The organism is Ferrovibrio sp. GW821-FHT12F09, from assembly GCF_058806775.1.
Genome location: NZ_JBXAPZ010000001.1, coordinates 1421597 through 1447104, shown reverse-complemented (window position 1 = coordinate 1447104; position 25508 = coordinate 1421597). Strand labels below are relative to the sequence as shown.

General features: G+C 65.5%; 25 protein-coding genes. 9 read left to right on the top strand and 16 right to left on the bottom strand.

Annotated elements, in window-relative coordinates; translation table 11 throughout:
- Position 1: 1 nt before the first annotated feature.
- Positions 2-1168, bottom strand: coding sequence for an iron-containing alcohol dehydrogenase (locus AC1ROB_RS07235; protein WP_492971871.1), 1167 nt, complete (start codon positions 1166-1168; stop codon positions 2-4).
- 268 nt (positions 1169-1436) lie between these two features.
- Here AC1ROB_RS07235 and AC1ROB_RS07230 point away from each other — a divergent pair, with 268 nt between their 5' ends.
- The 6 genes from AC1ROB_RS07230 (at position 1437) to AC1ROB_RS07205 (ending at position 7505) form a co-directional block, all read left to right on the top strand.
- The gene (locus AC1ROB_RS07230) at positions 1437-2624 is read left to right on the top strand and encodes an aspartate aminotransferase family protein (protein WP_492971872.1); all 1188 of its coding nucleotides are present in this window, start codon (positions 1437-1439) and stop codon (positions 2622-2624) included.
- On the top strand, positions 2621-3550 hold the full coding sequence (gene argF, locus AC1ROB_RS07225; protein ID WP_492971873.1) for an ornithine carbamoyltransferase: 930 nt from the start codon (positions 2621-2623) through the stop codon (positions 3548-3550). The genes AC1ROB_RS07230 and argF overlap by 4 nt, the downstream gene beginning before the upstream one ends.
- Before the next feature lie 42 nt (positions 3551-3592).
- Positions 3593-4507 (top strand): Hsp33 family molecular chaperone HslO, encoded by a 915-nt coding sequence (locus AC1ROB_RS07220; RefSeq protein WP_492971874.1) that lies wholly within the window; start codon positions 3593-3595, stop codon positions 4505-4507.
- Between the two features lie 181 nt (positions 4508-4688).
- Positions 4689-5297, top strand: coding sequence for a hypothetical protein (locus tag AC1ROB_RS07215; RefSeq protein ID WP_492971875.1), 609 nt, complete (start codon positions 4689-4691; stop codon positions 5295-5297).
- Between the two features lie 191 nt (positions 5298-5488).
- Positions 5489-6481, top strand: a complete 993-nt coding sequence (locus AC1ROB_RS07210) for a 2-hydroxyacid dehydrogenase (protein WP_492971876.1) — start codon at positions 5489-5491, stop codon at positions 6479-6481.
- Positions 6482-6578: 97 nt separating this feature from the next.
- Positions 6579-7505: a pentapeptide repeat-containing protein gene (locus AC1ROB_RS07205; protein ID WP_492971877.1), complete on the top strand. Its 927-nt coding sequence runs from the start codon at positions 6579-6581 to the stop codon at positions 7503-7505.
- A 6-nt stretch (positions 7506-7511) separates the two neighbouring features.
- Here the strand turns inward: AC1ROB_RS07205 and AC1ROB_RS07200 are convergent, their stop codons facing one another.
- The 5 genes from AC1ROB_RS07200 to AC1ROB_RS07180 form a co-directional block, all read right to left on the bottom strand.
- Entirely contained in the window at positions 7512-8207 is a 696-nt protein-coding gene (locus AC1ROB_RS07200) for a hypothetical protein (RefSeq protein ID WP_492971878.1), read from the bottom strand.
- A gap of 4 nt (positions 8208-8211) precedes the next feature.
- A complete protein-coding gene (locus tag AC1ROB_RS07195) occupies positions 8212-12336 on the bottom strand; it encodes an AAA family ATPase (protein WP_492971879.1) in 4125 nt (1374 codons plus the stop codon).
- Positions 12337-12373: 37 nt separating this feature from the next.
- On the bottom strand, positions 12374-12991 hold the full coding sequence (locus tag AC1ROB_RS07190) for a DsbA family protein (RefSeq protein ID WP_492971880.1): 618 nt from the start codon (positions 12989-12991) through the stop codon (positions 12374-12376).
- Positions 12992-13097: 106 nt separating this feature from the next.
- Positions 13098-13622, bottom strand: coding sequence for a DUF721 domain-containing protein (locus AC1ROB_RS07185; RefSeq protein ID WP_492971881.1), 525 nt, complete (start codon positions 13620-13622; stop codon positions 13098-13100).
- A 29-nt stretch (positions 13623-13651) separates the two neighbouring features.
- On the bottom strand, positions 13652-14806 hold the full coding sequence (locus tag AC1ROB_RS07180; protein WP_492971882.1) for an ABC transporter substrate-binding protein: 1155 nt from the start codon (positions 14804-14806) through the stop codon (positions 13652-13654).
- Positions 14807-14920: 114 nt separating this feature from the next.
- Here AC1ROB_RS07180 and mutY point away from each other — a divergent pair, with 114 nt between their 5' ends.
- Positions 14921-16057, top strand: coding sequence for an A/G-specific adenine glycosylase (mutY, locus tag AC1ROB_RS07175; RefSeq protein ID WP_492971883.1), 1137 nt, complete (start codon positions 14921-14923; stop codon positions 16055-16057).
- Here mutY and AC1ROB_RS07170 read toward each other — a convergent pair.
- Positions 16014-16784 carry a crotonase/enoyl-CoA hydratase family protein gene (locus tag AC1ROB_RS07170; RefSeq protein ID WP_492971884.1) on the bottom strand — a complete coding sequence of 257 codons (771 nt, stop codon included), beginning with the start codon at positions 16782-16784 and terminating at the stop codon, positions 16014-16016. The genes mutY and AC1ROB_RS07170 overlap by 44 nt on opposite strands.
- 122 nt (positions 16785-16906) lie before the next feature.
- Between AC1ROB_RS07170 and AC1ROB_RS07165 the strand changes: the two genes are divergently transcribed.
- Positions 16907-18187: a 3-deoxy-D-manno-octulosonic acid transferase gene (locus AC1ROB_RS07165; protein WP_492971885.1), complete on the top strand. Its 1281-nt coding sequence runs from the start codon at positions 16907-16909 to the stop codon at positions 18185-18187.
- Here AC1ROB_RS07165 and AC1ROB_RS07160 read toward each other — a convergent pair.
- From AC1ROB_RS07160 to AC1ROB_RS07125, 8 genes are all read right to left on the bottom strand, one after another.
- Positions 18184-19089: an SDR family oxidoreductase gene (locus AC1ROB_RS07160; RefSeq protein WP_492971886.1), complete on the bottom strand. Its 906-nt coding sequence runs from the start codon at positions 19087-19089 to the stop codon at positions 18184-18186. The genes AC1ROB_RS07165 and AC1ROB_RS07160 overlap by 4 nt on opposite strands.
- 28 nt (positions 19090-19117) lie before the next feature.
- Positions 19118-19615: a KdsC family phosphatase gene (locus tag AC1ROB_RS07155; RefSeq protein ID WP_492971887.1), complete on the bottom strand. Its 498-nt coding sequence runs from the start codon at positions 19613-19615 to the stop codon at positions 19118-19120.
- 121 nt (positions 19616-19736) lie between these two features.
- Positions 19737-20120, bottom strand: a complete 384-nt coding sequence (locus tag AC1ROB_RS07150) for a hypothetical protein (protein ID WP_492971888.1) — start codon at positions 20118-20120, stop codon at positions 19737-19739.
- Complete coding sequence (locus AC1ROB_RS07145) at positions 20117-20461, bottom strand: hypothetical protein (protein ID WP_492971889.1); 345 nt, start codon at positions 20459-20461, stop codon at positions 20117-20119. Before AC1ROB_RS07145 ends, AC1ROB_RS07150 begins: the two co-directional genes overlap by 4 nt.
- Positions 20462-20550: 89 nt before the next feature.
- The gene (locus tag AC1ROB_RS07140) at positions 20551-21021 is read right to left on the bottom strand and encodes a YcgN family cysteine cluster protein (RefSeq protein ID WP_492971890.1); all 471 of its coding nucleotides are present in this window, start codon (positions 21019-21021) and stop codon (positions 20551-20553) included.
- A 63-nt stretch (positions 21022-21084) separates the two neighbouring features.
- On the bottom strand, positions 21085-22326 hold the full coding sequence (locus tag AC1ROB_RS07135) for a polyhydroxyalkanoate depolymerase (protein ID WP_492971891.1): 1242 nt from the start codon (positions 22324-22326) through the stop codon (positions 21085-21087).
- A gap of 204 nt (positions 22327-22530) precedes the next feature.
- Positions 22531-23142 carry an SCO family protein gene (locus tag AC1ROB_RS07130; protein ID WP_492971892.1) on the bottom strand — a complete coding sequence of 204 codons (612 nt, stop codon included), beginning with the start codon at positions 23140-23142 and terminating at the stop codon, positions 22531-22533.
- A 2-nt stretch (positions 23143-23144) separates the two neighbouring features.
- Complete coding sequence (locus AC1ROB_RS07125) at positions 23145-23501, bottom strand: 4a-hydroxytetrahydrobiopterin dehydratase (protein ID WP_492971893.1); 357 nt, start codon at positions 23499-23501, stop codon at positions 23145-23147.
- Positions 23502-23560: 59 nt separating this feature from the next.
- Here AC1ROB_RS07125 and AC1ROB_RS07120 point away from each other — a divergent pair, with 59 nt between their 5' ends.
- Positions 23561-23995 (top strand): metallopeptidase family protein, encoded by a 435-nt coding sequence (locus tag AC1ROB_RS07120; RefSeq protein WP_492971894.1) that lies wholly within the window; start codon positions 23561-23563, stop codon positions 23993-23995.
- 4 nt (positions 23996-23999) lie between these two features.
- Here AC1ROB_RS07120 and AC1ROB_RS07115 read toward each other — a convergent pair whose 3' ends face one another.
- A complete protein-coding gene (locus tag AC1ROB_RS07115; RefSeq protein ID WP_492971895.1) occupies positions 24000-25415 on the bottom strand; it encodes a sensor histidine kinase in 1416 nt (471 codons plus the stop codon).
- Between the last annotated feature and the right edge of the window lie 93 nt (positions 25416-25508).

Genomic DNA, 25508 nt, shown 5'->3' with positions numbered 1-25508 from the left:
ATTACAGGGCCTGCTCGTAGATCTTCAGCGCGTCGTCGTAGAGCACGTCGCGCGGATTGTTGACCAAAAGGCGTTGCTGGTTCATCGCATCCTTCGCCAGCATCGGCAGGTGATTGTGACTGATGCCGACCTGACGGAGCTGCTTTTCCAGCTTCACGTCATCGATGATCGATTCCAGTTCGCCGAGCAAAGCACCGGCGCCAGCCGATGCCGTTGAGAAACTCTTACCAGGAAGCAGGATCGGCGCCAGTTCGGCATACTGGCCGGCGGCGAGATCGACCTCCAGGTTGAAGCGCATCACATGCGGCAGCATGAGCGCATTCGACAGACCATGCGGCACATGGAAATGCCCGCCGACCGGATAGGCCAGCGCATGCACGGCGGCCACCGGCGCATTGGCAAAGGCCATACCGGCCAGCATGGCGCCCAGCAGCATCTCCGAGCGCGCGGCGCGATCCTTCATGCCCTCGGGCGAGCAGACCGTGCGTATATTTTTCGACAGCAGCCGCAGCGCCTCGCGGCCCAGGGCATCCGACATGGCGTTCTTCTTGTGCTTCGAGGTATAGGCCTCGATGGCATGCACCATGGCGTCCACACCGGTGGCCGCCGTCACATGGCGCGGCAGGCCCAGCGTGAGATCGGCATCCAGCAAGGCGATATCGGGCAGCAGCAGCGGCGAGACCACGCCCTTCTTCTCGCTCTCGCCGGTGGTGATGATGGCGATGCCGGTGACTTCCGACCCGGTGCCGGCCGTGGTCGGCACCTGGATCAGCGGCAGGCGTTTGCCGCGCGCGTTGCCCACGCCATAGATCTCGGTGAGCGGCTGGGTCGTCACGGGCAGGAAGGCGACCAGCTTGGCGATATCCATCGACGAACCGCCGCCGAAGCCGACCACGCCATCCGCCTTGAAGTCCTTCGCCACCTGCACCGCCTCATGCACCAGCTTTTCCGGCGGGTCGGCCTCGGTCTTGTCATAGATGGTGACGGCGATGCCGGCGGCCTTCAGGCTGGCGAGCGCCGCCTCGGGCAGGCCCAGCTTCATCACGCCCGGATCGGTGACCAGCACCACCCGGCTGCAGCCCAGTTCGGCCATCAGGGCGCCCAGCTTCGCGCTGGCGCCCGGCTCGCAATAGACCCGGCGCGTGGTCTCGAAGCTGAGCGTGGTCATGGCGTTCTCCCGGTATTTCCCTTGTCGGCCAGAGACTAACACCGGGGCGAAAGGCCCTTCCAGCCCCGGACGTTAGGGCAGGTTTAAGGACTTATCAGCCATTGCGCCCATACATTCGCCGAATTGACACCAGCCCGTAAGCCCCCGTAGAGTCTGGCCTTACCGCCAGCCCGGCCGTGTAAAACCCGGGGCTGGCGTCATTATTTTCAGGCCCCGCCAACCTTCATTGTGAAGAATTGGCTCCGGGCCATGGCGAGAGGAGCGTGTCGTGACCGAAGCATTGATGTCGACTTACGCGAGGCAGGACCTTGCGTTCGAGCGGGGCGAGGGTTCCTACCTCCACACCGCCGACGGTCGACGTTATCTGGACTTCGGCTCTGGCATCGCGGTGACCGCACTCGGTCACAGCCATCCCCACCTGGTGAAGGCGATCCAGGAGCAGGCGGCCAAGCTGTGGCACACCTCCAACCTGTTCCGGATTCCGGCGCAGGAGCGGCTGGCCGAACGGCTGGTGGCCCATTCCTTTGCCGACAAGGCCTTCTTCTGCAACTCGGGCGCCGAGGCGAACGAGGGCGCGGTGAAATGCGCGCGCAAATACTTTGCCGTCAGCGGCAAGCCGGAGAAGTTCCGCATCATCACCTTCGAGGGCGCCTTCCATGGCCGTACGCTGGCCATGCTGGCAGCGACCAACAATGCCAAGTATCTGGAGGGCTTCGGCCCCAAGGTTGAAGGCTTCGACCAGGTCGAATTCAGCCTGAAGGCGGCCAAGGATGCGATCACGCCGGAGACGGCGGCGATCATGATCGAGCCGATCCAGGGCGAGAGCGGCATCCGCAGCGTGCCGACCGAGATGCTGCGCGGCCTGCGCCAGCTCTGCGACGAGCATGACCTGCTGCTGATCCTGGACGAAGTGCAGACCGGCATGGGCCGCACCGGCAAGCTGTTCGCCTATGAATGGTCGGGCATCGCGCCGGATATCATGTCGCTGGCCAAGGGCCTGGGCGGCGGCTTCCCGGTCGGCGCCGTGCTGGCCACGGCGGAAGCCGCGAAAGGCCTGACGCCCGGCACCCATGGCACCACCTTCGGCGGCAACATCCTGGCGATGACGGCGGGCAATGCCGTGCTGGACGTGATGCTGGAAGAGGGGTTCTTCGACGGCGTGCAGAAGCGCTCGTCGTATTTCATGCAGCAGCTGGTCATGCTGAAGGACCGCTATCCCGACGTGGTCGAGGATGTGCGCGGCCAGGGCTTCCTGCTCGCCATCAAGACCAAGGTGCCGAACACCGAGTTCCAGGCGACGCTGCGCGACGAGCATGTGCTGGGCGTCACCGCTGGCGACAACACGCTGCGGCTGATTCCGCCGCTGACGGTGCCGGAAAAGGATATCGCCGAAGGCATCCGCCGGCTGGAAGCCGCCTGCCAGAAGCTGCAGGACAAAGCCAAGGCCGCGGCATGAGCGGGATTCGCCACTTCCTCGATCTCGACCGCCTGCCGGCCGAGACGCTGCGCGGCATTCTGAGCCACGCATCGCAGATGAAGGCCGGCCGCAAGGGGTTGCCGAAAGGCCATGTCGAGCCGACGCGGCCGGGCCGCGACCGGATTCTGGCGATGATCTTCGAGAAGCCGTCGACCCGCACGCGGCTGAGCTTCGATAGCGCCATGCGCCAGCTGGGCGGCGAGACCATCGTGGTGCGCGCCGACGAGTTGCAGATCGGCCGCGGCGAGAGCATCGCCGATACAGCCAAGATCCTGTCAGGCAATGTCGACGCCATCATGATGCGCACCAGCAAGGCGCAGAACCTGGCCGAGCTGGCCGCCAATGCCAGCGTGCCGGTGATCAACGGCCTGACCGATGACAGCCATCCCTGCCAGGTGATGGCCGATGTGATGACCTTCGAGGAGCATCGCGGTCCGATCAAGGGCCGCAAGATCGCTTGGGTCGGCGACGGCAACAACATGGCCACCTCGCTGATCCATGCCGCCGTGCTGTTCGGCTTCCGCCTCGACCTCGCCTGCCCGGAAGAACTGCAGCCCGATCCGAAGGTGCTGCAATGGGCGGCCGAACGACAGGGCCAGATCCGCGTGACCATCGATCCGGCCGCCGCCGTGGCCGATGCCGACTGCGTCATCACCGACACCTGGGTGTCGATGGGCCAGAAGGATGCCGAGAAGCGCCACAAGATCCTGGCGCCCTATCAGGTCAATGCCGCCCTCATGGCCAAGGCTGGCAAGGGCGCCATCTTCATGCACTGCCTGCCGGCCCATCGCGGCGAGGAAGTCACTGCCGAAGTGATCGACGGGCCGCAATCGGTGGTGTTCGACGAGGCGGAAAACCGCCTGCATGCGCAGAAGGCGATCCTGGCCTGGTGTTTCGGCGCCTAGGATTGGCGCTGAAGCCGCTTTATATTGGACGCCGTGCGTAGCATGCCTCTTCTCGACGACCTGTCGCTGCCCTTCCAGATCGAGCAGTGCGATACGCGCGGCCGCCTGGTGCGGCTGGGCCCCGCGATCGACCGCATCCTGGCGCGCCATGCCTATCCCGAGCCGGTCGCCTATCTGCTGGCCGAAGCGCTGGTGCTGGTCGCCACCATGGCCACCGCGCTGAAATTCGATGGCGTGTTTTCGCTGCAGGCCAAGGGCGACGGCCCGGTCTCGACCCTGGTGGCCGACTGCCGCACGCCGGGCCAGCTACGCGGCTATGCCAGTTTCGATGCCGAGCGGCTGGAAGGCCTGGAGATCGGCCCCGGCGGCACCGCGGCGCTGGTGCCGCTGCTGCTGGGCAAAGGCTATCTCGCCTTCACCATCGATCCCAAGAGCGAAGACCTGGAGCGCTACCAGGGCATCGTCGACCTGTCGGGTTCGACGCTGGCCGATGCCGCCCATGCCTATTTCGCCCAGTCCGACCAGCTCAACGCCCGCGTAGTGCTGGGCGCCAGCCATCGCAAGACCGGCGAGCATCGCCGCATCTGGCGCGCCGGCGGCATCCTGCTGCAGCAGCTGCCGCTGCAGCCCGGCGGGCTGTCGACGGAGGAACGCGGCTTTGCCTGGGAAAAAGTGACCGCCCTGCTGGGCACCACCAAACCCGACGAGCTGACCGATCCGGGCTTAAGCCCGAATGACCTGCTGTTCCGCCTGTTCCACGAGGATGGCGTGCGGGTCTTCGAGGCCGGGGCACTGGCCGACCGCTGCACCTGCTCGCCCGACAAGGTGCGTGGCATCCTGACCACCTTCGCGGCCGAGGAGATCGCCGACATGGCCAATGCCGACGGCCAGATCACGGTGACCTGCCAGTTCTGCAGCGAAACCTATGCCTTCCCCGCCGAGGCCGTAAAAGGCTGATGCCGCAAAAAGGCTGAAATCCGCAGCAAACGAAATCGCGTCTGCGCCGTTTCTCTTCCACACAGTCCTGCGTTCATTCCTTAACCGATACGGCCCGCAGCCCGGATACATGCCCCGGGCGGGCCTTGAATTTGCCCTATTTCGCCGCCTATTTAGGGGCGGAAAACCAAGGAGAAACGATATGAATCCCCGTATTGCCGCCGCCATCCCGGCCCGCCTCGCCGTCCTTGCCGGCCTGGTCTTCGCTGTTGCCGCCTGCTCGGGCCCGCTGGAGAAGTCGATCCTGCCGGAGATCACCTTCCAGGATCAGCCCAAGATCACCTTCGCCGCCTCCACCGTGGAAACCGTGCTGGAATACCAGCCGACCGCGCAGCCGCCGCATATCGAACTGGCCATCCCGCAGCCGCCGGCCTCGGTGGCCACCCGCTGGACCCGCGACCGTATCGCGCTGGACATGAGCCAGCAGAACCGCGTCACCGTGGTGATCCGCAAGGCCAGCGTGACCGAGGTCGACCTGAAGAAAACCCCGGGCCTGCGCGGCAGCTTCACCGAGGACCAGGTCGCCCGCTTCGATACCGAAGTGGAAATGGCGGTCGAGGTGCGCGATGCCCGCGGCTTCCGCGTCGGCGAGGCCTCGGCCTCGGCCCGCCGCTCGAACTCGATCAGCGAGAAGGCCACGCTGAACGACCGCGACCGCGCCATCCACAGCCTGGTGCGCGAAACCATGATGGACGTGAACCGTGAGCTGGAGCGCAACATCCGCCAGTATATGCCGCTCTATGCTCGCTAATTAGGCGGTTATCAGGCGCTGGCCGGCCGTTCGTACGCCAACAGACGATCTGACGTAGCGTTGGCCGAATGTCTAACCGGTCCCTGCCCTTAGGGTAGCTGTTTTCGACCCGGTCGAGGTTTGTCTCGGCCGGGTCGATCTGCTAGAGAGGGCTTGAGAAACCTCCCCTTTTCGCGGAGTGGAAACGCCCTATGCCGACGCCGAAAAAGCGCCCCCTGGTTATCGTGACCCGGAAGCTGCCGGACCCGATCGAAACCCGGATGATGGAGCTGTTCGACACGCGGCTGAACGTGGCGGACAAGCCGCTGACCAATCTGGAACTGATCGAAGCCGTGAAGACCTGCGACGTGCTGGTGCCGACCATCACCGATCGCATCGACGGCGCCATCCTGGCCCATGCCGGACCTAACTTTCGCCTGATCGCGAATTTCGGCACCGGTGTCGACCATATCGACCTGGCCGCCGCCCGCCAGCGCGGCATCACCGTCACCAACACGCCCGGCGTGCTGACCGAAGACACCGCCGACATGACCATGGCGCTGATCCTGGCCGTGCCGCGCCGTCTGGTGAAGGGCGCCCGCGCTCTGCAGGACGGCAAGTTCGAGGGCTGGTCGCCGACCTGGATGCTGGGCCAGCGTATCTGGGGCAAGCGGCTGGGCATCATCGGCATGGGCCGCATCGGCCAGGCCGTCGCCCGCCGCGCCAAAGCCTTCGGCCTGTCGATCCACTATCACAACCGCAAGCGCGTGCACGAAAGCATCGAGCAGGAGTTGGAGGCGACCTATTGGGAAAGCCTCGACCAGATGCTGGCCCGCATGGACATCATCTCGGTGAACTGCCCGCATACGCCGGCCACCTTCCACCTGCTGTCGGCACGCCGGCTCGACCTGCTGCCGCCGCATGCCTATGTGGTCAACACCGCGCGCGGCGAGATCATCGACGAGAACGCCCTGGTGCGGAAGCTGCGCAAGGGCGAGATCGCCGGCGCCGGCCTCGACGTGTTCGAACATGAGCCGGCGGTGAATCCGAAACTCCTGGAACTGGATAACGTCATCCTGCTGCCGCATATGGGCTCGGCCACCCTGGAAGGCCGCATCGACATGGGCGAGAAGGTGCTGATCAACATCAAAACCTTTGCCGATGGCCATGCTCCGCCCGACCGGGTGATCCAGGGCCTGCTCTGATGCCCTTGAACGGCGTCCTGCCCCGGCCGGACGCCGTTTTGCTATGTACAAGGATGATCCGGCTGCCTAGTCTCAGCCCGTTCCTGCCGAATCCGCGATGACCCAGACGCCCTCCTACAGCCGCGCACCCGCCGACTTCCTCGACATGATCGCTGCCCATGGCCGCTATCTGCAGTCGCAGAACACGGCTGTCCGCGTGGGCAAGCAGCTGCGGCTCGATCATGTGGATTTCGGCGCCATCAAGCTGCAGAAGAAGCAGCTGCGCCAGGCGCATCTCACTTTCTGCGGCTTTTCCTGCGCCGACCTGCGCGAAAGCGATTTCACTGGCGGCGACCTGACCGGCGCCGATCTCTCGGCGGCCGACCTGACCAAGGCGATCTTTCACAAGGCCAATCTGAGCGGCGCCGACCTGAGCCGCGCGGTGCTGACCCAGACCGATTTCTCGGAAGCCCGCCTCGCGCCCCATGCCGGCCAGGACGGCAACCAGAATACCCGCCTCGGCGGCGCGGTGATGCATGGCACCAGCTTCGCCCGCGCCCAGCTTGTCGATGCCAATTTTGACAAGGCCAAGCTGGACAGCGCCGACTTCTCGTTTGCGCGGCTGGAGAATGTCAGCTTCAGGGGCGCCGATCTGCGCGGCGTGCAATTCGCGCTCGCCGATCTCGGCGACGGCATGGCCGAGGCGATTGCCGCCGCCGGCGGCCAGCTCGCCCCGCGGCTGCCGCCCGGCGGCCTGGAAGAGATCATCGCCCAACATGCGCTGTGGATCACCACCGATGGCAACAAGGGCATCCGTGCCGGCCTGCGCGGCGCCTATCTGGTCAATGCCAGCATGGTGGATGTGGATCTGAGCGGCGCCGATCTGAGCCTCGCCAACCTAGCCGGCGCCGACCTGACCGGCGCGCGGCTGATCTGCACCGATCTGCGCGGCACCAATCTCTCGCGCTGCCGCCTGACCGGTGCCGATTTCCGCGGCGCCCTGCTGGATGGCGCCCACGGCTTCATGCCAGCGGGGAGTCTGTAGGACTGCCTAGTCGCCAGCAACCAGCGACGTCATTTTCCATTGACCACCACGCAGCTCGAAGCTGGCTCTGTAATCGAGGGCATGCCGGATATTGCTGGCTGACACATAGCCAATCTTGCCGCTGGCCGACTGGACGTGGACATAGCTGCCCTCTGGCACCGACATATAGCCGGCAGGATCGAGAATGCGCACTATATCGTAATCAAGCTTTTCGATGATTGCAGCATCATTGCGGGTGGCGGCACGCAGCGTACTGCCCCGACGCACCACCACCGCATGCTCAAACTGATCGACCTGAGATGATGGAAATTCCGAGAACGTGTACGGTGCCGAAAAGGAACCATCGGCTTGGAATGACCCACCAAGTTTGAGCAGTCTCTCGAGTTCTCTCCAAATCGGGCTGTTCCGATTCTGTGGATTCCAATTCTCCCTGAACGCATCGACACCTTTGTCGCCTTCAAAAGCGTTGGCAAAATCAGAGGTCAGCACTCCGATCAATGCAGAAGCATCCCGACGCTTCACTATTGATTGCAACTGCCTCCTAAATTGAAGGAAGGAAGTATTTTTGTTTGCCTCATCTATGGGAGGCAAGCGTCTGCCGGTATTGTCCGCCGCATGGGCAGAATGAAACAGGCAGACAACGAGAAGTGTTACCCAGATCAGGCCACGAGCCGATGCTATTCGCGGCAGCGGCCCGGCCATTGCCCTACGCGATCGCTTTCAGTTCCTCGACGCCGGCGAGGTCGACCGAGACCAGGGTGGAGACGCCACGTTCGGCCATGGTGACGCCGAACAGGCGGTCCATGCGCGCCATGGTGATCGGATGGTGGGTGACCACCACGAAGCGCGTGCCCTCGCCCATATTCTGGGTCTGGCGCGCCATCGCTTCCATCAGGTTGCACAGCCGCTCGACATTGGCGTCGTCCAGCGGCGCGTCCACTTCGTCCAGCACGCAGATCGGTGCGGGGTTGGTGAGGAAGACGGCAAACAGCAGCGACAGCGCCGTCAGCGCCTGCTCGCCGCCCGAGAGCAGCGACATCACCTGCAGACGCTTGCCCGGCGGCGAGGCGTAGATTTCCAGGCCGGCCTGCAGCGGGTCATCACTCTCGACCAGCTGCAGATGCGCCTTGCCGCCGCCGAAGACCTCGACGAACAGCTTCTGGAAATGGCCATCCACCTTCTGGAAGGCTTCGAGCAGGCGCTCGCGGCCTTCCTTGTTGAGCGTGGTGATGCCCTGGCGCAGCTTCTCGATGGCGGTGACCAGATCGGTCTGCTCGGTGGACAACGCCGTGAGCTTCTCTTCCACCTCGTTGGCTTCCAACTCGGCGCGCAGGTTGACCGGGCCCATATTGTCGCGCTCCTTGCGGAGGCGTTCGAGCTGGTTTTCCACGCGCGGCAGTTCGGGGAAGTCTTCGCCCTCGTCCACATCGCCGGCCTTCAGCACCTGATCGAGCGTGCAGTCGAGCACCTCGCGCACGCGGATCGCCAACTCGTCCAGGCTGACGCGCTGATGCTCCAGGTCGCTTTCCGCCTTCACGCGGGCCTCGCGGCCGTAGCCGAGCAGCTGCTCGATCTCGCGGGCGGTCTTGGTTGCCAGCTGCTGCGCGGCTTCGGCATTGGCCAGATGGTCGGCGGCCTCGCGGCGCTCCACCTCGGCCAGGTCGATCTGCTCCTGCAGCGCGGCCTTGCGGCTGTCGAGTTCCAGCGGGATCAGTTCCAGGCGGGTCAGTTCGACTTCCGCCTCGCTGCGGCGTGCCGTGAGCTGGGCGATCTGCTGGCTGGCGCTGTCGTTGCGGGCAGCCGCATTGCGCAGCTCGACCACGATGGCTTCCAGGCGGCGAGCGCGGGCCTCGGCATCGCGGCGCAGTTGGTCCAGCGCGGCGCGCGCTTCGGCCAGGGCCTGACGCAGCGCATTCACCTCGTCGCGCGCGACGCTGATGAGCTGGCGCACCTCGTCTTCCGGTGGCAGCGCATCGAGCGCCACGCCATCGGCGGCGCGGGTCTCTTCGGCTTCCAGGATTTCCAGCTCGGTCTGCTGCTTCTGCTCGGCGATGGCGGCGAGCTGCGCCTGGCGCTCGGCTTCCTTGCGCACGCCCTCGGCCTGGCGGTCGCGCGCCTGACCCAGTTCGCGGTCGGCGCGGGCGATATCCTGGCTGGCTTGCTCGCGCGCCGTCTGGCGCTCGCGCTCGGCAGCGGTGATGCCCTGGGTGGCATGTTCGCGCGCGGTGTTGCGGTCGCGCTCGGCGGTCGCCACGCCATGATTGGCACGGTCGCGGGCGCCCTGACGCTCGCGCTCGGCCGCGGCCACGGCCTGGCTGGCGCGGTCGCGTGCTTCGGCGGCGGCGCGTTCGGCCGCCTGCACAATGCCTGAGGCCTGCTGGCGGGCTTCGTTGCGGCTCTGCTCGGCACCCTGCACGATGCCGGCCGCCTGCTGGCGCGCGGTGTTGCGTTCGGCTTCGGCGGCAGCAATCGCCTGGCGCGCGGCGCGCTCGGCAGCGGCGGCGGCTTCGGTGGCATGGCGTGCCGCTTCATAGGCGCGCTGGGCATCGCCGAGCTTGCCTTCCATCTCGCGCAGTTCCTCGCGCAGGTCGGCCAGGCGGTTGCGCTGCTCCAGCTTCACCGAGGCCGAAGTCGGCGCACCGGCCTTGACCGTGAAGCCGTCCCAGCGCCACAGCGCGCCCGAGCGGGTGACCAGACGCTGGCCCAGCCGCAGGTCGGCACGCAGACGGGCACCATCGGCATCATCGGCGACCAGGCCGATCTGGCTGAGGCGGCGCTGCAGGGCGGCCGGCCCGGTGACATGGCGCGACAGCGGCTCGGCACCCGCGGGCAGCCCCGGTGCATCGGTCAGCGGCGGCAGCGCATCCCAGTGCATCGGCGCATTGGGATCGGTGGCGGCGTTCAGTTCGTCGGCGAGCGCGGCGCCCAGCGCCTTTTCATAACCCGGCGCCACCTGAATCTGGTCGATCAGCGGCGCGAAGAGATTGCCTTCATCGACCTTCAGCAGCTTGGCCAGGCCGGCCTCTTCCGCCTTCAGGCGGGTCAACTCGCCCTGCACGCCCTGCCAGGCATCGCGGGCGGTCTGCTCGCTCTGCGCGACGGTGTTGCGCTCGGCTTCGGCGGCTTCCTGATGTCTGCGGGCGGCCGCGATCGTCTCGGCATGCTCGGCCTCGACGGCGTTCAGACCACTGCGCGCGGCTTCGATCTTCTGCGCATGCTCGCCTTCGACGGCGTTGAGGCCCGCGCGGGCGGCCTCGATCTTCTGCTCATGCTCGGCGCCGGCCTGGGCCAGCAGGCTGCGGGCGGCTTCGATCTTCTGTGCATGCTCGGCTTCGACGGCTTCGAGGGCGGCACGCGCCGCCTCGATCAGGCGGCCCTGCTCGGCCTCGACGGCCTCGTAGGCCTGACGCGCGGCCTCGATCTTCTGCGCATGATCGGCTTCAACGGCATCCAGCGCCGTGCGGGCGGTTTCGACCGCCACCTGCCGGGCCTCGACTTCGGCATTGACCGCCTCGGCCTCGGCCAGCGATTCCGTCTGCGCCTGCAGGCGGGCTTCCTCGTTGCCGAGTTCTTCCAGACGGCCCTTCAGGCGGGCCAGACGACGCTCGCCGTCCTCGATGGCCTGACGCAGGCGGGCGCGGCTGGCCTGTTCCTGGGCAGCGCGGTCGGACAATGTGTCCAGCTCGCCCTGATGCGCGGCGACCTTCGCCTCAGAGTCTGCAACAGCCGCTTCAGCCGCAGCCTGCGCATCCGTCTCGCCGGCGCGCTGGGCCTGCAAGTCGGCATCCTCGGCCGAGAGGCGAGCGACAGTCGCCTGGGCGTCTTCGGCCAGGGCGGTTTCGCGCGCGGCGTCGGCATTGATCTGGTCCAGACGCTGGCGCACCTGGTCGGCGGCCTCGCGGGCACGATCGGATTCCGCCTCCAGGCCTTCGCGCGCCACGGTCAAGCGATGCAGCTTGGCGCCGGCTTCGGCTTCGTGATGGCGCAGCGGCGGCAGCGCCTCGGCGGCGATGCGTTCGGCGCCATGGGCTTCGGAGACCTGCAGCGTGCGATCGGCCACCTCGCGCTCGGCGGCCTGCAAGGCCTGCTCGGCCTCGGCCAGCGCGTTCTTGAGGGCGGCATGCTTGAGATGGAACAGGATCGCCTCGGTGCGGCGGATCTGGCCGGCGATGTTGCGATAGCGGCTGGCCTGGCGCGCTTGTCTTTTCAAAGACTGCAGCTGGTTGTCGAGCTGGCCGATGACATCGACCACGCGTTCCAGATTTTGCTCGGCGGCCTTGAGCCGCAGCTCGGCCTCATGGCGGCGCGAATGCAGGCCCGAAATGCCAGCCGCCTCTTCCAGCAGCATGCGCCGGTCGGTCGGCTTAGCGTTGATGATGGCGCCGACGCGGCCCTGACTGACCATCGCCGGCGAGTTGGCGCCCGAGGCCAGATCGGCGAACAGCAGCTGCACGTCGCGCATGCGCACGTCGTTGCCGTTGATCTCGTAGTCGGACCCCTTCTCGCGCTCGATCTTGCGCGTGATCTCCACCGTCTCCATCTCGTTGAAGGCGGCGGGCGCGGTGCGCGTCTTGTTGTCGAGGGTGAGCGTGACTTCGGCGATATTGCGGGCCGGCCGGGTGGCCGTACCCGCAAAGATCATGTCGTCCATGCCCGTGCCGCGCATGCGCTTGGCCGAGTTTTCGCCCATCACCCAGCGCAGGGCTTCCACCAGATTGGACTTGCCGCAGCCGTTCGGACCGACAATGCCGGTCAGACCCGGATGGATCACGAAATCCGTCGGTTCGACGAAGGATTTGAAACCGGACAAGCGCAACTTGGTAAACTGCACGGGGACTCCCTTTCGATACTGTCGCGACTGGCGAAGTTTACTTCGCCAGCGCGTCGAGCTTCTTGCGCAACTCTTCGATCGTCGGCGCACCGGCTTCGGTCTTGCCATTGATGATGAGAGTCGGCGTCGAGTTGACGTTGAACTTCTGATTGCCTTCGAGGCGCGAATTCAGGATGTAGTCGCCCAGCGGCTTGTCGGCGAGGCAGGCTTCGAACTGCTCGGACGAGACGCCGCCCAGACGGCCGATCTGCACCAGCGCCGCTTTCGGATCGGTGGCGCCGGCCCACTGGCGCTGCTGCGCGAACAGCACGTTGAGGAAGGTGTAATACTTCTCCGGCCCGCCGCAGCGCGCCAGCACCGCGCCGGCATAAGCCATCTGGTCGAGCGGGAAGTCGCGGAAGATCAGCTTCGCCTTGCCGGTGTCGATATACTCGGTCTTCAGCGCCGGCAGCACCTCGGCATGGAAGCGCGCGCAATGCGGACAGGTGAGTGAGGCATATTCGATGATGGTGATCGGCGCTTCGGCCTTGCCGAGCATCATGTCCTGCAGACGCGGATTACCCGCCGGCGCTGCCGTCTGGGCCAGAGCCGTGGAACCAAAGAAACCCGCAATCACAAAAGACAGGGTCAGAACCAAACGCTGTATATATTTCATGGAGATACTCCGACCCCCTACATCTAGGGGGCATTCTATGTTGCACGATCCGGCCTGCAACCGGACTCTGCCTTTATCCACAAGAATCTGGCCGGCTCAAGGCAGCTCAGCGACTCGCACCAAGAAGTGATCGTCCAAGGTTCTCAAGGGCTTGGCGAAGCTCCTTGTCCTCGACTCCAACCAGCATTTTCTCCAGCCGGGCGCGCTCGTCAGCGGTGAGCGGCCGAGTCGTGCGCGCGGGCTTCAGATGCGACTCGGGCTGGCGGATCGGCATCTGCTTCAGCTTCAGGCGCTCGACGGCGCGATACCCGAAGTAGCCGTTGATCTTTTCGATGATCAACGGGCTCAGATGTTGCAACTCCAGTGCAAAGGCCGGGCTGACACCGATCTCCAGCGTGGCGGCGTGGCCGGCGCCGGAGGCGTAGCTCATGCGCTCAGGCTGGGTTTCGCTTTTCAGCAGCGGGCCGGCGATCTCGCCCCAGCGATGGATGATCTCGCCCAGCGCCGCGCCGCGGTTTTTCATAAGCGGCCGGGTCAGGCGGCCGAGCGACAGGCCAAGCGCCTTGGGCGCATTGGTGCGATGCGCGGGATTGCGCGCGGCAGGATCGGCTTTCTTCGACTCATCGGCCATGGCGGCAGTCTACGCCGCCGTCGCCGCGATTAGTAGCCGAGCGCCTCCGACAGCCGCTCGTAGCGCGGTCCGCGCAGCTGATAGACATAGGCCTGCCGCGTGCCCTGGCGGCTGCCATCGGCGAAATCCTGCACGGTGCCGCCGAACAGGTCGCGCCAGCCGCGGATGCCGGCCACGGCGCGGGTCAGGCGTGGCATGGCGGTGTCGCCCTCGGCGCGGTCCAGCGCCAGGATGGCCAGATCGGCAATGGTGGCGCCATAGATCGCACCGGCATTGGGTTCCTGGCCGAAGCGCGCCTTGTAAGCATCCATCCAGGCCACAACCTCGGTACTGGCGCCGCTGCGCTCGGGCAGCGCAATCGAAGACACGCTGTACAGGCCCTGGGTGCCGCCGCCGGGCGCCTGGGCCAGCAGATAATCATGCGTGGTGGAGGGCCCGAGGAAAGTAACGCTCCAGCCCATGGTCCGGGCCGTGGTCATCGGCAGGATGGTGTCGCGCAGCAGCGTCGCCAGCACGACGAGGTCGCAGCCAGCCGACTGCAGCCGCGTCATCGCCGCGGTGAAGTCGGTGTCGGTGGGGCGATGGGTGACGACAAGCCCGAGCGTCTGGCCATGTCTGGCCAACTGGTCGCGCAGCGCCTGCTGCACTTCCTCGCCGTAATCGGTGCTCTGGGCCAGCGCGCAGACCGCCTTCTTGCCCTGGGTCTCGACCATCCACTTCACGCCGGCGCGGATCTGGTCGTAATAGAGCGAGCCGGAAATCCAGGTCACGGCATCGGGTGCCTGCACCAGGTCGCGGCTGGCCGCCATCGGAAACAGATTGGCGATGCCGGCCTGCCGCAACTGCGGCAACACCGCCTGCACCTGCGCGGTGCCGAGCGAACCGACGAAGACCTGCACGCGATCATGCTTGATCAGTTTGTTGGCGGCCTGCACCGCGCGCGGCACCTGGAACTGGTGGTCCTCGACCACCAGGCGCAGCTTGCGGCCGCGGATGCCACCGGCGGCGTTGACCGCATCGAAGCGCAGGCGCATGGCGTTGACCACCGCATGGCCATAGGCCGCCGCCGGGCCGGACAGGTCGGTCAGGGTGCCGAGCACAATTTCATTGCGCTGGGGTTCGGCGGCCTGGACGCCGCCCGCCATCAACACCGCGATCAGGGCCGCCAGAATTCTGCTGCGCATGGCCTTCACTCCGCTGAAAAATCGGCGTCAAAATGGCGCAGCCGGCCACAACGCGCAAGCGCGAATGCGGCAGATGCGATGACAATCGTCCGTTTTCAATGTTACGGTCCGTCCATGCCCCAATCACGGCCAAAGTCCCGCGCCGCTGCGCCCGATCTCGCCGCCCTGCTGCTGCCCTGGTACGACCGCCATCACCGCAACCTGCCGTGGCGTAGCCCGCCAGGACAGCCGGCGATGGCCGCGTATCGCGTCTGGCTCAGCGAGATCATGCTGCAGCAGACCACGGTGCCCGCCGTGATCCCCTATTTCGCCAAATTCCTGCAGCGCTGGCCGAGCGTGCATGACCTTGCGGCAGCGCCGGTGGACGAGGTGATGGAGGCCTGGGCCGGCCTGGGCTATTACGCCCGTGCCCGCAACCTGCACAAATGCGCGCAGATGGTCAACACCACGCTCGGCGGCGTGTTCCCCGATACGGAAGAAGGATTGCTGGAACTGCCCGGCATCGGCGCCTATACCGCCGCCGCCATTGCCGCCATCGCCTTCGAACGGCCGGCAGCCGTGATGGACGGCAATATCGAACGCGTTCTGGCGCGGGTGTTCGCCGTCGAGACGCCGCTGCCGCAGGCCAAGCCCGAACTGCGCAAGCTGACGGCGCAGGTGACGCCGCAGACGCGGCCTGGCGATTTCGCGCAGGCCATGATGGATCTGGGCGCGACCGTGTGCACGCCGAAAAGCCCCGACTGCCTGCTCTGCCCGCTGCAGGTCATCTGCCAGGCGTTCAAACGCGGCATTGCCGCGACGCTGCCGCGCAAAGCACCAAAGGCGGAGCGCCCGGTCCGACACACCATCGCCTTCCTGCTGGAACGCGACGACGGCGCCGTGCTGCTGCGTCGACGACCGCCCGAGGGCCTGCTGGGCGGCATGCTGGAGGTGCCCAGCACACCGTGGCGCGATACGCCCTGGCCGCAAGTGGACGAAGCGCTGGACCATGCCCCGGCGGCGCTGGCCTGGCAGCCGGTGGCGGATGCCGCGGCCGAACACGGCTTCACGCATTTCACGCTGAAGATCGCGGCCCTGCATGGTCGCATCAATGCCAAGGCCGCCGCCAAGCTGGCGGGCGTGTGGCAGCCGCCACGCGAAGCGCAGCTGCCCACGGTGATGAAAAAGATGCTGGGCCTGCTGCCGCGCGAAACGCCCGGCGAAACGGTCAGATCGACGAAAAGTCGCCGTGGCGGCCAAGGCCGCTCTTGAAGCGCGCGGCCCCCGCTATCGCCTCTTCGGTCACGATCGGCAGGCCGCCCTCGGCCTCGTCATGCAAAGCGGCATCCAGCGACATATCCCACTGGCGGTAGCTGGAACTGCGGTCGGCCAGCATGCAGCCTTGCGGGAAGCGGCTGATCTCTTCGGCCAGCGCTTCCGCCGCCACCCGCGCCTGCCCCTTCGGCACCACGCGATTGGCCAGGCCGATGTTCAATGCTTCGTCAGCGCTCACGGCACGACCGGTGAGGATCATGTCGAGCGCGCGGCTGTGGCCGATCAGGCGCGGCAGACGCACCGTGCCGCCATCGATCAGCGGCACGCCCCAACGCCGGCAGAACACGCCGAAGGTTGAATCCTCTTCGGCCACGCGCAGGTCGCACCACAGGGCCAGCTCCAGTCCGCCGGCCACGGCGAAACCCGACACCGCCGCGATCACCGGCTTGGACATCATCAGCCGCGTCGGGCCCATCGGACCTTCGGATTCCGGCGAGACATCGTTGCGCTTGTCGCCATCGGCAACCGCCTTGAGGTCGGCGCCGGCGCAGAACGTGCCGCCCGCACCCCAGAGCACGGCAACCTTTGCCGTTTCATCGGCGTCGAAATCCTTGAAGGCCTGGCGCAGCGCATCGGCGGTGGGACGGTCGACCGCATTGCGCGCCTCGGGCCGGTCGAGGATCACGGTGGTGATCGCTCCCTTGCGTTCGACATGCACAGCCATGACATCCTCCCGGGATTTTCACTGATCCCGACAGGCTGACAGTGCAGGCGCGCCCCCGCAAGGCCCGGCAAATCCCTTTGGCCGTCTTGTCCTTACGGCAACGACGCTGCTACACACTGGCCATGACCTTCGACTGGCGGCGATCCCTCTGGCGCGGCACCGGGCATCTGATCGCACCGGCCGTACGCCTGTGGCTGCAACATCGCGCCCGCATCGGCAAGGAAGACCGTGCCCGCCTGCCCGAACGGCTGGGCATCGCCGGCCGACCGCGTCCGGCCGGACTGGTGGTCTGGTGCCATGGTGCCAGCGTGGGTGAAAGCCAGGCCCTGCTGCCGTTGCTGCAGCATCTGCACGAGCAGCGCCCTGATGTGACCTGGTTGCTGACCTCCGGCACCGTCACCTCGGCAGCCTTGGTCGAACGCCGCGCCGGACCCGGCGTGCTGCACCAGTTTCTGCCGGTCGATCTGCCGCGCGCCGTGGATGGTTTCCTCGATCACTGGAAACCGGACCTGGTGCTGTGGAGCGAGTCCGATTTCTGGCCGGGCATCCTGAACAGCCTGCGCCTGCGTCGCATCCCGACGCTGCTCATCAACGCCCGCATGTCGGAACGCTCCTGCCGGCGCTGGGCCGGCATGCCGGGTACCGCGCGCTGGCTGCTGCAGGGCTTTGCTGCGGTCTATGCGCAGACCGCGCAGGATGCCGAGCGCCTGCGCCGGCTGGGCATGACGGATGTGATCGAAGCCGGCAACCTGAAACATGCCGCGCCACCGCTGCCGGTCAATCCCGCGGACCTGGCTGCCTGGCGCCGGCAACTGGACCTGCGGCCGGTCTGGCTCGCCGCCAGCACCCATGCCGGCGAAGAAGCCCTGGTGGCCGAGGTGCATCGCCGACTGAAATTCCGCCACCCCGACCTGCTGACCCTGATCGTGCCGCGCCACCCCGAACGCGGAGCGGAGATCGCCGCGGAACTGGCAGCCGGCGGCCTGACCAGCGCCCTGCGCTCGCGCGATGAACGGCCCGATGCGGGAACCGAGCTCTATATCGCCGATACCCTGGGCGAACTGGGCCTGTGGTATCGCATCAGTGCGATCGTGGCGATGGGCGGCTCGCTGATCCCCCATGGCGGCCATAATCCGTTGGAGCCGGCGCGCCTGGGCTGCGCCGTGCTGTTCGGTCCGCACATGTTCAATTTCGCCGAAGTCAGCACCGGCCTGCTGCAGGCCGGCGGCGCCGTGCAGGTGGAGGATCTGGAAGACCTGGGGGCCCAGATAATCGCGCTGTTCGAAGACCAGAAGCGCCGCCGCACCCTGGCCGATGCCGGGCAGGCCTATGCTGCCGGACCGGCGGATATCATCGAACGCCTGTCAGCAGCGGTCCTGCAGCATCTGCCGCCGATCCGCTAACCCACGAAGGGCTTGGCGATATGCGCCACCTCTTCCATCGACGAGCCGAAATGCTGCGGCTTGCCCATATCGGTGATCTTCGCATAATTGGCGGCGAAATCCTCGACAGTGACCTTGGCATCGACGCCGAAGAACATACCCTGGGATTCCATGATCTGCATCTTGGCGTAGAACCCAGCGCCAGCCGAGATGATGTCGCCGGTGGCGGTGCAGGCTTCCGAGCAGAGATAGGCCACGGCCTGCGTCACATATTCGGGCTTGAGATGCGGCAGCAGTTGCGGCGGCAGCAGGGCTTCGGTCATGCGGGTGGCGGCAACCGGCGCAATGGTGTTGACCAGGATGCCGTATTTGGCGCCTTCCTGCTTCAGCGAGTTCATCAGGCCGACCACGCCCATCTTGGCGCCGGCATAATTCGACTGGCCGAAGTTGCCATACAGGCCGGAATTCGACGAAGTCATGACGATGCGGCCGTAATTCTGCTGCTGCATCACCGGCCAGGCCGCCTTGGTGACATAAGCCGAACCGAGGAAATGCACCTTCACGACGGTGTCGAAATCGGCCACATCCATCTTGGCAAAGGTCTTGTCGCGCAGGATGCCGGCATTGTTGACGACAATATCGACGCGCCCGAAGGCATCCATCGCGGTCTTGACGATATTCGCCGCCGCACCGGCTTCCGATACGCTGTCGTAATTCGCCACCGCCACGCCGCCGGCCGCGGTGATCTCGGCCACCACCTGGTCGGCCGCCTTGGCCGAAGCACCGGTGCCATCCACCCCGCCGCCCAGATCGTTCACCACCACCTTGGCGCCACGCGATGCCAGCAGCAGCGCATGGCTGCGGCCCAGACCGGCGCCCGCGCCGGTGACGATGGCGACGCGACCATTGAAATCGATGGCCATGGGAATCCTCCGTTTATGGGTTCTGAGTTCAGACTTTGTATTCGAGCAGCAGATCGCAAACTTCGCGCACGGCACCATGGCCGCCGGCGGCATCCGTGACGTAAGCCGCGGCCTTTTTCACCTGCGGCCGTGCATTGGCCACGGCAATTGGCAGGCCGACCGCGCCCATCACATCGAGATCGTTGACGTCGTCGGCGACATGGCAGACCTGGTCGAGGCCGATGCCGAGTTCGGCACAGATCGCCTGCAACCGAGGCAGCTTGTGCCGCACGCCCATATGACCGAAGCGGATTTTCAGACGGTCAATGCGGCGCTGGATCGAGGGCGTGTCGCTCATGGTGATGAGCGCCACCTCGATACCGGCCTCTTTCACCAGCAGGATGCCGAAGCCGTCCTGGACATGGTATTTTCGCAGCTCGGAGCCGTCATCGGCGTAATAAAGCCCGCCATCGGTGAGCGTGCCGTCGAGATCGAGCGACAGCAGTTTGATGGCCTTGAAGCGGGCAACCAGATCGGCGTCCAGCATGAAACTCTCCCCCTGGCCCGCGACAGCCTGCGGACCCGACTGCAAATAATCCGACAAGATTAGCGGGGAAGCCGGGGCCGACGCCAGCATCGGCGCCGCATCTGACGCAGCGTCAGGCGGCTCAGGGCGGCAGGGTACGGTTCATCTGCTGCTGGCGCTCGCGGCGCTGCTCGGCCTCCAGCGCCCGGCGACGCTGATCGAGCTGCAGGCGCTGGGTCTCGGTCTGGCGTTTGGCGCCCTCGGCATCACGGCGGCGCTGCATGGTATTGAGGCGGCGCTGGTCCTCGTTCATGTTGAACTGGCGCTGGCGGTCCTGGCGCGCGGCATCCTCCTGCCGGCTGCGCTGGGCATCCTGGAAACGCTGCTCACGCTCCAGCTCCATGCGGCGGGTTTCGGAGTCCATATGCTGGCGGTTCCACTCGGCCGGATCGCTGCTCTGGGCCAGCGCCAGTGGGATTGCCAGGCCATAGGCCAGCAACAGCCACCGGCAAAGACGCAGAATCATGGCCGGCGCTCGTTTTCAAAGCGCTGGCGCACCGCGCCGATTTCACGGGTGGGATCTTCGCGGCCGCGCAGCGGATCGACATCGGCGCCGCGCTCGGGACCGAGGCGGCGGTCTTCCTCGATCCCCAGACGACGGCGGGTCTCCTGCTGCTCCCCCAGCTCGCGCTGAAGAGTGAGGAAATCCTTCTCCTGATCATGGCGTTCGGGCTGCAGGCGGCGGTTTTCCGCCTCCACGCGCTGGCGGCTCCATTCGGTCGGATCCATCGTCTGCGTGGTCTGGGCAAACGACGGCGCAGCTGCGATCATAAAAGTCAGGGCATAAACCAGGCTGGTGCGCGACATGGCCGACTCCCGTGCTGGATCGGTTAATGCTCGCACCGGAATAGGGCGATTCTGCGCCTATTCACGGGCGATCAGCCCTATAAACGCTTTCAGCGGCGCTTTGGTTTCGACGGGCCCATATCGTCCAGCCAGAAGACGACATGGTCTTCCAGCTCGCCGGCTTCCTTTTCCGAGATGCAGCGGCCGGCCGCCGAAACGCCGGCCTGGTGCACGGTCTCGCGGCTGCCGCTTTTCAGCGGGTGCCACCAGGGCAGATCCTTGCCCTGGGCCACCAGCCGGTAGCCGCAGCTTTTCGGCAGCCAGTTCATCTTGGCCACCTTAGCCGGCGTGAGCTGGATGCAGTCGGGCACGATCTTCTTGCGCTTGGGATAGTTGCTGCACTGGCCCGTTGAACAGTTCAGCAGCTTGCAGGCCACATTGGTCTGTTCCAGATGGCCGGTATCCTCGTCTTCCAGACGGTAGAGGCAGCATTTGCCGCAGCCATCGCAGAGCGACTCCCATTCGGACTGGGTCATCTGGTCGAGGCGCTTGCGGCGCCAGAATGGCAGGGCACGGGACATGCGGGCAGTTTACGCCGGAAGCCGTCGTCCAGAAAGGCGTAAGCCCCAGCGGTATAACAGACCCTAGCGTTTGCCGGGCTGGCCGTTGTGCTGGCGGATGAAGGCCGTCACCCGGGGAGCGATTTCCTCGCGCCAGCGGCGGCCATTGAACACGCCATAATGGCCGACACCAGCCTGCAGATGGTGCTGGCGCCGGGTTTGCGGGATATTCGGACAGATATCATGGGCCGCCATGGTCTGGCCGACGCCGGAGATATCGTCCTTCTCGCCTTCCACGGTCAGCAGCGCGGTCTTGCGGATCGCGGTGCAATCCACCGGCCGGCCGCGATGGGTCATGGTGCCGCGTGGCAGCTGGTGCTCCTGGAACACCGCCTTCACGGTCTGCAGATAATATTCCGCCGGCAGGTCCATGACGGCGAGATATTCATCATAGAAATCGGTATGGGCCTTGGCGCTGTCGCCGTCGCCCTTGATCAGATGATGGAACAGCCGCACATGGGCGCCGACATGGCGATCCAGGTTCATGGTCATGAAACCGGTGAGCTGGATGAATCCCGGATAGACCTGCCGCATGAAACCGGCATGGGGAAAGGGCACATGATTGATCACACTGTGCTCGAACCACTCGATGGAATGTTCCTGCGCCAGGTCGTTCGGCGTGGTCGGGCTGATGCGGGTATCGATCGGCCCGCCCATCAGCGTCATCGACCGCGGCAGATTCGCGTCGTTGTCTTCCGACATCAGTGCAATCGCGGCCAGCACCGGCACCGAAGGCTGGCACACCGCCATGACATGGCTGCCCGGGCCAAGCGCGGCGAAGAATTTGCGCACGTAATCGATATAGTCGTCGAGATCGAAAGCGCCCTCGCTCAGCGGCACGTCGCGGGCATCGACCCAGTCGGTGATATAGACCTCGTGATGCGGCAGCATCGCTTCGACCGTGCCGCGCAGCAGCGTGGCGTAATGGCCCGACAGCGGCGCCACGATCAGCAGCTTCGGATCGTTACGGTCTTCGCAGCCCTCGCGGACGAAATGCTTCAGCCGGCAGAACGGCAGATCGAGCACGTATTCCTCGGTCACCGGACGCTCTTTGCCCTCCACCAGGGTGGAGGGCAGGCCGAAGGCCGGCTTCGGGTAACGGCGCGTGATATTGGTGAAGACTTCCAGGCCGGCGGCGAGCGTGCGCGCGGCCGGCGAATAGTTCACCGGCAGATAGGGCAGCTTCAGCGCCTTGGTCTGCGCTTCGGCCAAAACCCGGAAGGGCTGCAGGGCAGCCTGCTGGAATTCAAAGAGCTGGTAGAGCATAGGTCCCACCCTGATGCCGGAGCGCGGCGGAACTGAGGCGGCCGCACCACAAGACTCGGACAAAGCTGTTAGCGAACTGTGACCGACGAGATGTCACGCTGCGTTACATAGGGCAGCTTAACGGGATTCCTCAGGGTCCGCACAAAATTATTTTGCACTGCAACATATACGTGCATTCAATACAACCCGCTGATCGGGAACGATTTAAAGTTTGGCCTTGATGCGTTGGGCCATTTGATCCGGCGTTGCATCATGGCGGAAATGCGCCAGATATCGGCCCTGCCCGTCCATCAGATAGATGAAACCGGAATGATCGACGGAATAGCCCAGGCTCGAATCCTTGAGCTGGACCTTCTGGTAATAAACCCGATAGGCGCGCGCCACGGCGGCGATCTGCTCCGGCGTGCCGGTCAGGCCGACCAGACGTTCGTGGAAGGCCTGTACATACTCCTTCATCACCGGCGGCGTATCGCGCTCGGGGTCGACGGTGATCAGGATCGGCTGCACCTGCGCCCCCGCCGCGCCCAGTTCATCCATGGCGATGGCAATGGTCTGCAGGCCAGTGGGGCAGATATCGGGGCAGTTGGTGAAACCGAAATACACCAGCATCAGCTTGCCGACGAAATCCTTGTCCGAAACCGTCTTGCCGTCCTGGTCGGTGAGCGTGAACGGCCCGCCGATGGCGACCGGGCCACTGCCCGCGTCGTCGCCTCTGGGCGCGAACCACTGCAGGCCGAGGAAGCCCAGGAAGCCGATCACAACAATGGCAGCGACAATCAAGACGCCGCGCTGCAGGCCGCGTTTGGCAGCAGACATGATTACTTCCCCTTGCCGCCGAGGGCCGCAGCTGTCGTCTCGATGAAATCGGCCAGCGCCACATCGCGCTCGCTCAGCCCGTTGGCGTCATGCGTGGTCAGCGTGATCTCGACGCGGTTATAGACGTTGAACCATTCGGGATGGTGATCCAGCTTTTCGGCCATCAGCGCTACACGGCCCATGAAGCCGAAGGCGGCGTTGAAATCGGCGAAGAGGAACGTCTTCTTGATCGCATCGCGGCCGGGATCGTGGCTCCAGCTCGCAAAACGCTGCAATGCATCGCTGCGCGCGGCGCCTTCCAGTTTGCGGATTGCCATGTCATCCTCCTGCCGCCTGTGATCAGGCGGTCTGGCGCGCAAGCTAGCGCGCGCCCCGGCCTGCTTCAACCGCCGTCCAGCCGCTTGAGACGATCCGCCGCATGAGCCAGATACCGTCTGCCCCCGCCAGTTCGCACCCGCGCGCCGAGAGCCTCGCGCCCAGCCTGGACGATATCGCCGCCATCGGCGAAGCCGAATTGAAACGGCTGCGTCCCGCGCTGGCCCGCTATATCGATGGCGTGCCGATCCAGGTGGTGGATTTCCCCGATGACGACACCCTGACCGAAATGGCCTGCGATACGCCCTTCGACCTGCTGGGCCTGTACAGCGGCGGCAGCGTTCTGGCCGAGGATCGCGGCGAGACCGGTACGCTGCCGGCGATGATCTTCCTCTATCGCCGGCCGCTGCTGGATTACTGGTGCGAGACCGGCGAGGCGCTGAGAGATGTCGTGCGCCATGTGCTGATCCACGAGATCGGCCACCATGTCGGCCTGTCGGACGACGACATGCATGCCATCGAGGACAGCATCGTCTGAACGGTCAGTCGGCCGCCATCTGCACGGCATCCCGCCGCGGCAGGCGGAAGGCCACACGGGTGCCATGGCCGGGCTTGGAGGCGATCGCCAGCGGCGCGCCATGCAGTTCGGCCAGACGATTGGCCAGCGCCAGCCCCAGCCCTGTGCCACGCTCGCTTTGCGCCACCATGCCGCTGACCTGACCGAAAGGCGTCATCGCCACCTGCACCTGCGACTGGGTCATGCCGGGCCCATCATCACTGATGGTGAACCGCACGACCTTGTCCTCGGCCGTAGCCTCGACCCGCACATCGCCACCCGAGGGGGTGAACTTCAAGGCATTCGAGAGCAGATTGACCAGGGTCTGCTTGATGGCGCGGGCATCGCCCATCACCATGGGCAAGGTTTCGTCCACGGTAACATCCACGGTCGTGCCGCGCATCTGCGCCAGGCCGGAAACCAGCACCAGGCTGGCACGCACCAGCTCGTGCGGCGACAGGGCTTCGTGATGCAGCTCCATGCGACCGGCTTCGATCTTGGAAAGATCCAGCACATCGTTGATCAGCGACAGCAGATGCTGGCCGCTTTCACGGATGTCGCGGGCATATTCGGCATATTTGTGGTGGCCGAGCGGACCGAAGACCTGGCGCTCCAGCACCTCGCCGAAACCGATCACGGCATTCAGCGGCGTGCGCAGCTCATGGCTGACATGGGCAACGAAGTCGGTTTTGACCCGCGCCGCCTGCTCAGCCCGCATCTGGGCTTCCGCCGTGCGATGCAGCGCCTGCTCCAGCCTAGTCGCCTGCAGTTCGGCGGCATGCCGGCCCAGATAGGCGATGCGGCGCTGGCGCTCATAAACATAATTGGAGAAGAATCCGATTGCGAAGGCGGTGGCCATCATCACCTGGTAGACGGTGAATTCCAGTGGCGTGCCGAGCTGAAGGGCGACATAGGTAATGTCGAGCACTGCAATGACGGTGGCGACAACGGTTGCCGCGCGCAAAGTGCCGAGCCGCAGCACGACGAAGATGCCAATGATGACCAGAATGACGCAATCGAGATAGAGCGGGAGCAGCACCGGCGGCGTCAGCGCGACGATGCCGACGAAACCGAAACCGACCGCCAGCGCGCCGATCTGCATGATCAGCTGATGCCGCGGCAGCACGCGCGGATCGTAGGTGGCGACGATACCCGCCAGCAGAACCAGAACCGAGATGGCGCGGATGATACTCATCGTCATCGCCGCCGGCGCAAACAACCAGTCGGTGACGCCGAAACTGGTAAACAATCCAGCCGCCAGGCCCAGCGCATAACGCGCGTAGATCAGCGTGCTAGGCGCTTCGGCCTGCTGGAATTCCTGCTCCAGGGCCGGATCTGCGAATGCGGAATCGTACCAGTGCAGGGTGGCGGAGGGAGCGGACAAAGGCGGCAACGGGCTCATGACAACAATCCCGTCAGGCTAGGCATAGCGCTATGCCGCCGCAACCGGGTTTCGGCATGACCCGGCGCATTCAACCTCTGCGGCGCATCGCAG

Bases quoted from the DNA above. Each gene is read 5' to 3' on its own strand.
- AC1ROB_RS07220 (WP_492971874.1), top strand. From the start codon at position 3,593: ATGCCTCTTCTCGACGACCTGTCGCTGCCCTTCCAGATCGAGCAGTGC.
- AC1ROB_RS07160 (WP_492971886.1), bottom strand. From the start codon at position 19,089: ATGGCCATCGATTTCAATGGTCGCGTCGCCATCGTCACCGGCGCGGGC.
- AC1ROB_RS07205 (WP_492971877.1), top strand. From the start codon at position 6,579: ATGACCCAGACGCCCTCCTACAGCCGCGCACCCGCCGACTTCCTCGAC.
- AC1ROB_RS07140 (WP_492971890.1), bottom strand. From the start codon at position 21,021: ATGTCCCGTGCCCTGCCATTCTGGCGCCGCAAGCGCCTCGACCAGATG.
- AC1ROB_RS07210 (WP_492971876.1), top strand. From the start codon at position 5,489: ATGCCGACGCCGAAAAAGCGCCCCCTGGTTATCGTGACCCGGAAGCTG.
- AC1ROB_RS07135 (WP_492971891.1), bottom strand. From the start codon at position 22,326: ATGCTCTACCAGCTCTTTGAATTCCAGCAGGCTGCCCTGCAGCCCTTC.
- AC1ROB_RS07115 (WP_492971895.1), bottom strand. From the start codon at position 25,415: ATGAGCCCGTTGCCGCCTTTGTCCGCTCCCTCCGCCACCCTGCACTGG.
- AC1ROB_RS07120 (WP_492971894.1), top strand. From the start codon at position 23,561: ATGAGCCAGATACCGTCTGCCCCCGCCAGTTCGCACCCGCGCGCCGAG.
- AC1ROB_RS07185 (WP_492971881.1), bottom strand. From the start codon at position 13,622: ATGGCCGATGAGTCGAAGAAAGCCGATCCTGCCGCGCGCAATCCCGCG.
- AC1ROB_RS07235 (WP_492971871.1), bottom strand. From the start codon at position 1,168: ATGACCACGCTCAGCTTCGAGACCACGCGCCGGGTCTATTGCGAGCCG.
- AC1ROB_RS07190 (WP_492971880.1), bottom strand. From the start codon at position 12,991: ATGAAATATATACAGCGTTTGGTTCTGACCCTGTCTTTTGTGATTGCG.
- AC1ROB_RS07130 (WP_492971892.1), bottom strand. From the start codon at position 23,142: ATGTCTGCTGCCAAACGCGGCCTGCAGCGCGGCGTCTTGATTGTCGCT.
- AC1ROB_RS07155 (WP_492971887.1), bottom strand. From the start codon at position 19,615: ATGCTGGACGCCGATCTGGTTGCCCGCTTCAAGGCCATCAAACTGCTG.
- AC1ROB_RS07180 (WP_492971882.1), bottom strand. From the start codon at position 14,806: ATGCGCAGCAGAATTCTGGCGGCCCTGATCGCGGTGTTGATGGCGGGC.
- AC1ROB_RS07215 (WP_492971875.1), top strand. From the start codon at position 4,689: ATGAATCCCCGTATTGCCGCCGCCATCCCGGCCCGCCTCGCCGTCCTT.
- mutY (WP_492971883.1), top strand. From the start codon at position 14,921: ATGCCCCAATCACGGCCAAAGTCCCGCGCCGCTGCGCCCGATCTCGCC.
- AC1ROB_RS07165 (WP_492971885.1), top strand. From the start codon at position 16,907: ATGACCTTCGACTGGCGGCGATCCCTCTGGCGCGGCACCGGGCATCTG.
- AC1ROB_RS07170 (WP_492971884.1), bottom strand. From the start codon at position 16,784: ATGGCTGTGCATGTCGAACGCAAGGGAGCGATCACCACCGTGATCCTC.
- AC1ROB_RS07145 (WP_492971889.1), bottom strand. From the start codon at position 20,461: ATGTCGCGCACCAGCCTGGTTTATGCCCTGACTTTTATGATCGCAGCT.
- AC1ROB_RS07200 (WP_492971878.1), bottom strand. From the start codon at position 8,207: ATGGCCGGGCCGCTGCCGCGAATAGCATCGGCTCGTGGCCTGATCTGG.
- argF (WP_492971873.1), top strand. From the start codon at position 2,621: ATGAGCGGGATTCGCCACTTCCTCGATCTCGACCGCCTGCCGGCCGAG.
- AC1ROB_RS07150 (WP_492971888.1), bottom strand. From the start codon at position 20,120: ATGATTCTGCGTCTTTGCCGGTGGCTGTTGCTGGCCTATGGCCTGGCA.